Genomic DNA, 2,559 nt, shown 5'->3' with positions numbered 1-2,559 from the left:
CTGATGCCAGGCTTGACCCGGCTTGCCCTCCGACTTGATGAAGAGCATCGACTGCATGGCCTTGACGTTCGGGCCGATCACGCGCGTGAGGCCGTCGACGATCCGAGGGTGCCGCATGATCTGCCGGGCCACCTCGCTGATTTTGTGCGGGTGGTGGATGCACAAGTACTGCCGCAGCACGTCGGCGTCGCTCTGCCCGGGGTGAGCATCCACCGCATCGTCGCCGGGGTTCAGACCTGCTCGGCAAATGCGCAAGGCCTCGGAGTTGACCTCAGCCACCTCGGCCAGGGTGAGGGCGCCGCGCAGCACGGCGAACCCGTCGCGCGCGTACTGGGCAACGAAGGCCTCGTCGATCGTGTCGTGCATGACGAGCGGTGCGTGAACAGCGATGGTCATGTCTTAGATCATACCTAAAGGCCGCTCTTGGCATAGGGGAGAACCCCCATTGCTGGGCGCAGGCCATAACGCCACAGTGGAGTCATGCTCAGCCGCATTTTGCCCATCGCCCTGATTGCCACTCTGGCCCTGTCGGCATGTTCCGCTCCCGCACCGGCGGCATCACCCTCGGCGGCTGCGGCAAGCAGCTCGAGCACTCCCTCCCCCTCCTCGACTCCCGAGCCCGAGCCAGTGCCGGCCGAGCTGGTGGTGCTCAACGTGGGAGTGCAGCTCTATGACTCAGCAGGCACCGAGATCGGAGCGTTCGCGTGGGCCGACGAAGCACCGCGCGCGCTCGAGGTGCTCGAGCTCGCGTTTGGAGCGCCCGTCTCGACGGGACTTATTGCCGGCGACGGATCCCACACCGCCGACTATGAGACCTACAGCTTCGAGGGCGGACTGACGTACTACACCGCCATCAACCTCGAGAAGCCGCGCAACGAGTTTCACGCGCCCTCGATCGTGAGGGTTGACCCGAGCACCGACGATGTCGACGTCACCATTCACACGCCGCAAGGGCTCAAAGTCGGAGGATCCCAGGCCGAGGTTCTGGCTCTCTCCCCCGTGGCGAACCGCCGGCACATGCTCGGCACGGTCTACATGATCGACCCCGTCGACCCGAGCCTCGTGAGTGCACCCGAAGACTCGACCGACACGATCGGCATCATCGTCGACGCGGCAGGTGTGATCGTGCAGATCATGACTCCGTTTCCGACGAACCCGCTCTAGGATCGCAGCCGGCTCGAGGGCCTAGCTCGTCGACGGATGCTCGCACGGGCCGCGCAACGCTCAAGCGCGCGCGGCCCGCGCACCGCTCTCGTTCTGCGGGCGCCTATGGAAAAGGCCCGCGGTCATGCGTCAGTTCGTAAAAATCGAGGAAGAAGCAGGTATTGCTATCCACGTCTCGTGACGTGATGCTGAGTGGATGCGCTCTCGACTGCTCGCCCTCACCCTGCTCGCGACGCTCAGCCTTGTGGGGTGCACGAGTTCAGCTCCAGAAGCCGCACCGTCGCCGACAACGGCTCCGTCAACAGCAACTCCGACACCGACCCCCGCTCAACCAGTAGCGGCGGGCCTCGTCGTGCGCGGCGGAGGCATCGAGCTCTACGACAGCGACGCCACGCTCATCGGTTCATTCTTGTGGTCAGACGAGACGGCAGAGGCACTCGCGGTTCTCGAACTGGCATTCGGGCCTGCACCCGTACCGGGTGTCCGCGAGGGCGACGGCTCGCACTATCCCGATTACGACACCTATGACTTCGGTGGTTTCGTCTACGGCACTGCAGTGGGGATCTCGAAACCACGCACCGAGGAGTTTCTGCCATCGTGGGTGAACGTGACCACCGGCTCCCCGATCAATGGCGTGAGCATTTACACCGTCGATGGACTGCATGTCGGCACTCCCCTCGAGCAAGTGCTCGCTCTCTTGGCCGATCCAGGGCTGACGCGCCCCGCCTGGCAGGGGACCGCATATTTGTTCGACCCGGTCGATCCAACAAGAAACTCCAACACCGTGTCGCCTGTCGTCGACGAGTCAGGCGTGGTCGTACTCATCGACGCGCCCCGATTCTCAGGCGAGACGGCCTAGTCAACTTCGCGCACGCGAACTTCGCGCACGGCTCGCGCGTCGGCTAGTTCTGCGGGAACCCCAGGTTGATGCCGCCGTGGCTCGGGTCGAGCCAGCGCGAGGTGATCGCTTTCTCGCGCGTGAAGAACGGAATCGCCTGCGTGCCATAAGCCTTGGCGTCGCCGAAGAGCGAGTTCTTCCACCCGCCGAACGAGTAGTAGCCAACGGGAACGGGAATCGGCACGTTGATGCCGACCATGCCCACGGTCACCTCGTTCTGGAAGCGGCGCGCAGCGCCACCGTCATTGGTGAAGATCGCCGTTCCGTTGCCGTATTGCGAGCCATTGATGAGAGCGAGGCCCTCGTCGTAGCTCTTCACGCGAACGACCGAGAGCACCGGCCCAAAGATCTCTTCGGTGTAGACCTTCGAGCTCGTCGGCACCTTGTCGATGAGGGTCGGGCCGAGCCAGAAGCCGTTCGGGTCACCGTCGACCTCGATGCCGCGACCGTCGACGACGATCTCGGCGCCATCCTGTTCGGCGATCTCGAGGTAGCTC

The 2,559-nt window shown here is 64.2% G+C and carries 4 protein-coding genes; 2 read left to right on the top strand and 2 right to left on the bottom strand.

Features of this window, described 5'->3' with window-relative positions; all coding sequences use genetic code 11:
* Positions 1 to 396 (bottom strand): phytanoyl-CoA dioxygenase family protein (locus SFU54_RS00310; RefSeq protein ID WP_319014333.1); only part of this gene is annotated, 396 nt, incomplete at its 3' end.
* An 84-nt stretch (positions 397 to 480) separates the two neighbouring features.
* Here SFU54_RS00310 and SFU54_RS00305 point away from each other — a divergent pair.
* Both SFU54_RS00305 and SFU54_RS00300 read left to right on the top strand, forming a co-directional pair.
* Entirely contained in the window at positions 481 to 1,164 is a 684-nt protein-coding gene (locus SFU54_RS00305) for a hypothetical protein (protein WP_319014332.1), read from the top strand.
* A gap of 196 nt (positions 1,165 to 1,360) precedes the next feature.
* On the top strand, positions 1,361 to 2,023 hold the full coding sequence (locus tag SFU54_RS00300; protein WP_319014331.1) for a hypothetical protein: 663 nt from the start codon (positions 1,361 to 1,363) through the stop codon (positions 2,021 to 2,023).
* A 43-nt stretch (positions 2,024 to 2,066) separates the two neighbouring features.
* On the opposite strand, the gene SFU54_RS00295 is transcribed toward SFU54_RS00300, so the two are convergent.
* On the bottom strand, positions 2,067 to 2,559 hold a 493-nt coding region (locus tag SFU54_RS00295), incomplete at its 5' end, for an aldehyde dehydrogenase family protein (protein ID WP_319014330.1).

This window comes from Microcella sp., from assembly GCF_033763155.1.
In the GTDB taxonomy this organism is placed as follows: domain Bacteria; phylum Actinomycetota; class Actinomycetes; order Actinomycetales; family Microbacteriaceae; genus Microcella.
Note: the sequence above shows the minus strand (reverse complement) of the source record. Positions and strands in the feature narration are given on the sequence as shown.